At 68.6% G+C, this 3597-nt stretch carries 4 protein-coding genes; all 4 read left to right on the top strand.

The annotated features are described in order from the left end of the window. Positions 1 to 130: 130 nt before the first annotated feature. Positions 131 to 1261 carry a YihY/virulence factor BrkB family protein gene (locus ACM2XV_RS13425; RefSeq protein ID WP_487027294.1) on the top strand — a complete coding sequence of 377 codons (1131 nt, stop codon included), beginning with the start codon at positions 131 to 133 and terminating at the stop codon, positions 1259 to 1261. 9 nt (positions 1262 to 1270) lie between these two features. Further along, on the top strand, positions 1271 to 2113 hold the full coding sequence (locus ACM2XV_RS13420; protein WP_487027293.1) for an exodeoxyribonuclease III: 843 nt from the start codon (positions 1271 to 1273) through the stop codon (positions 2111 to 2113). A gap of 75 nt (positions 2114 to 2188) precedes the next feature. After that, the gene (trpS, locus tag ACM2XV_RS13415; protein WP_344775244.1) at positions 2189 to 3196 is read left to right on the top strand and encodes a tryptophan--tRNA ligase; all 1008 of its coding nucleotides are present in this window, start codon (positions 2189 to 2191) and stop codon (positions 3194 to 3196) included. A 114-nt stretch (positions 3197 to 3310) separates the two neighbouring features. Beyond that, the coding region (locus ACM2XV_RS13410; protein WP_487027292.1) for a hypothetical protein at positions 3311 to 3597 on the top strand (287 nt) is incomplete at its 3' end.

Genomic DNA, 3597 nt, shown 5'->3' with positions numbered 1-3597 from the left:
CGCGACCGACGCCGATGCCGCTGATGCGCATGCTCCTCCTTCTGGTGCCTCGGCGGACGAGTTTATCCGCCGCTCGCGGCACGCGGTCGCGGGGCGCCGGAACCCCGGGCGACCGGGGAAGATGATCACCATGGAGGTCCGCGAGACGACCAACACCGCCGTCGAGCAGGTGAAGGACGTCGTCGACCGCGCGCAGCGCACGCGGCCGGCTCGCGTCTTCCAGCGCTACAGCGACGCCAACGGGCCGCTGCTCGGGGCAGGAATGGCGTACCGTTCGCTGTTCGCCATCTTCGCAGCCGTGTGGGTGGGGTTCTCGGTCGCGGGCATCTGGGTGACATCGAACCAGGCCGTGTACGGCCAGCTCGTCATCCTCGTGAACCAGGCTGTTCCGAACCTGATCGGCCCGAGCGGCGCGATCTCGAGCGAGATCATCAACACGGCCAACCGCACCCTGTCGGTCACGGGCATCATCGCCCTCGCAGGCCTCGTCTGGACCGCGCTCGGCTGGCTCGGGGCGACCCGCACGGCGATCCGCGTGATCTTCGACGTCGGCAACGACCAGCGCAACTTCTTCGTGCAGAAGGCCATCGACTCGGTGCAGGCCCTGGTGTTCGGGCTCGGGCTGATCGCGTCGGCGCTCATCGCGCTGCTGACGACGCAGCTGCTCGAGCAGATCCTCGACTACATGGGCTTCGACCCCGACTCCACGCCGTCGCGCGTGGGCGTCTACGGGCTCACGGTCGCCGTCTCTCTGCTCATCAACTTCGGCACGCTCGCGGCCATGTACCGGGTGCTCTCGCGCCTCTACATCCCCTGGCGCAACCTGATCGTCGGCGCGGCGATGGGCGCCGTCGCCCTCGCCGTGCTGAGCCAGGCGAGCAGCTACCTGCTGCGCGGGGCGTCCCGCAACCCGCTGCTCGCCTCGTTCGCGGTCTTCGTCGGTCTGCTGCTGTGGTTCAACTTCGTCTGCCAGGTGATCCTGATCGCGGCATCCTGGATCGCCGTCGGCATGGAGGATCGCGGTATGTCCGCCCGCCGGATGTCGGCGGAGGAGGCCGCGCACGAGCGGCTGCGGCAGGAATATCAGCGAGATCTCGAGGATGCCCGGCGCGCGGTGCGCACGGCGAACGAGGTCTATGAGCGGGTCACGGGGTGGCGCCGGCGACGGCGCGCGCGTCGCCTGCTGCTGCGCGCCCTGCGGCACCTGCGCATCGTGACCGCCAACGACCCCGACCGCGAGCATGTCGGACGCCCCGACTAGGCTTTTCCCATGGCGAAATCCACGTCCCTGCGCATCGCATCGGTCAATGTGAACGGCATCCGCGCCGCTTACCGCAAGGGCATGGGCGACTGGGTGAACAGCCGCGGCGCCGACATCATCGCCATCCAAGAGGTGCGCGCGACCGTCGACGACCTCTCTGCGCTGCTCGGGCCCGAGTGGAACATCCTGCACGACGAGGCGACCGCCAAGGGCCGCGCCGGGGTCGCGCTCGCGAGCCGGAACAAGGCCGAGATCCACCGCGTGACGTTCGGCGACGACGACTTCGACTCGGCGGGCCGCTGGCTCGAGGCCGACTACAACGTCGACGGAACGATCGTGACGGTCGTCTCGACCTACGTGCACTCCGGCGAGGTCGACACCCCGAAGCAGGTCGAGAAGTACAAGTTCCTCGACGCGCTGCTGAAGCGACTGCCCGAGCTGCGCGAGCACAACCCGCTGTCGGTGTTCATGGGCGACCTCAACGTGGGCCACCGCACCCTCGACATCAAGAACTGGAAGGGCAACGTGAAGCGCGCGGGCTTCCTGCCCGAAGAGCGCAGGTACTTCGACAAGATCTTCGGCGCGGAAGACGAAGAGGGCTACAACACGGGCAAGGCCGGCCTCGGCTGGATCGACCTGGGCCGCAGGTTCTCGGGCGAGGTCGACGGGCCGTACACGTGGTGGTCGAACCGCGGCCAGGCGTTCGACAACGACACCGGCTGGCGCATCGACTACCAGGTCGCGACGCCCGAACTGGCTGAGAAGGCCACCGCGTACGCCGTCGATCGCTACCCCAGCTACGACGCGCGCTGGTCCGACCACGCGCCGGTCGTCGTCGACTACACGCTGTAGGAACTCCTCTTAATTAGGGCGGCCCGTCAGACATCCGCTCGCCCTCATCTGAACTGTGAAACGCAAGGAACCCGCATGACCAAGCCCCGCCTCTACTCGGGCATCCAGCCCTCGAGCGACTCGCTGCACCTCGGCAACTACATCGGTGCTCTGCTGCAGTGGCGCGGCATGCAGGACGAGTACGACGCGTTCTTCTCGATCGTCGACCTGCACGCTCTGACGAACGCGTCGTTCGATCCGAAGACCCTGGCGGCCGCGTCGCGCGGGCTCGCCGCGCAGTACCTCGCCGCAGGGGTCGAGCCGGGCAAGTCCACGCTCTACGTGCAGTCGCACGTGCCCGCGCACGCGCAGCTCGCCTGGGTGCTGAACACCATCACGGGCTTCGGCGAGGCGAGCCGCATGACGCAGTTCAAGGACAAGTCGCAGCGCTTCGGCGCCGAGGGAACCACGGTCGGCCTGTTCGACTACCCGGTGCTGATGGCCGCCGACATCCTGCTCTTCGACGCAGAGGTGGTGCCGGTGGGCGACGACCAGAAGCAGCACGTCGAGCTGACCCGGAACCTCGCCGAGCGGTTCAACTCGCGATTCGGCGAGGTGTTCACTGTGCCGGCCGGCAAATACCCGGAAGAGGGCGCGCGCATCTACGACCTGCAAGAGCCGACCTCGAAGATGTCGAAGTCGGCGGCCACCGACGCGGGGCTGATCTGGGTGCTCGACGAGCCGTCGGTGACGCGCAAGAAGATCATGCGCGCCGTCACCGACACGGGCGCCGAGGTGCGCTACGACTGGGCGTCGAAGCCCGGCGTCACGAACCTGCTCGAGATCTACACGGCGATCACCGGCTCGTCGGTCGAGGCGGCAGAGGGCGAGTTCGCCGGCAAGGGCTACGGCGACTTCAAGCGAGCCGTGGCAGACGCCGTGATCGCCGAGCTCGAGCCTGTGCGCGCCCGTGCGCTCGAGCTGCTCGCCGACCCGGCCGAGCTCGACCGCCTGCTCGCGCTCAACGCGGCCCGGGCGAACGAGGTCGCCGAGGCGACGCTCGCGCGCGTCTATGACGCGGTCGGAATCCTGCCGCGGGGCTGAGTCCGCTCGAGTCCGCTGCGCGGGTCTTTCCGCCCACAGGGCGCGCTTAGGCGGTTCGTACACAGTTTCGGATGTTCGGGTCTGAATGTCGGTGGCCAGAGGTAGCTTGCTGGCATGTCCTCGGTGATCGATGCGCTGCGCAGCCTGGCCCCGGTGGTGGCCGGGTCACTGCCGTGCGGGTCCGATCTCGACGGGCTTTCGGCGGCGGAAGAGGTCGAGGCGGCTCGGCTGCTGGGCGGCATCAGGTCGCAGCTGGACGAGTCCATCGCCGTTCTGGCCGCCGACATCGAGCGCCGCTCCGCGCGAGAGCTCGGCGCCGACGGGCTGGCGGCACGCAACGGCTTCACAGATGGCGCGGGGCTCGTGCAAGACCTGATCGGGGTGCGGCGCGACGAGGCCGC

It is taken from the genome of Gryllotalpicola sp. CP2-P1 (assembly GCF_057512245.1).
Note: the sequence above shows the minus strand (reverse complement) of the source record. Positions and strands in the feature narration are given on the sequence as shown.

Bases quoted from the DNA above. Each gene is read 5' to 3' on its own strand.
- ACM2XV_RS13425 (WP_487027294.1), top strand. From the start codon at position 131: ATGGAGGTCCGCGAGACGACCAACACCGCCGTCGAGCAGGTGAAGGAC.
- ACM2XV_RS13420 (WP_487027293.1), top strand. From the start codon at position 1,271: ATGGCGAAATCCACGTCCCTGCGCATCGCATCGGTCAATGTGAACGGC.
- trpS (WP_344775244.1), top strand. From the start codon at position 2,189: ATGACCAAGCCCCGCCTCTACTCGGGCATCCAGCCCTCGAGCGACTCG.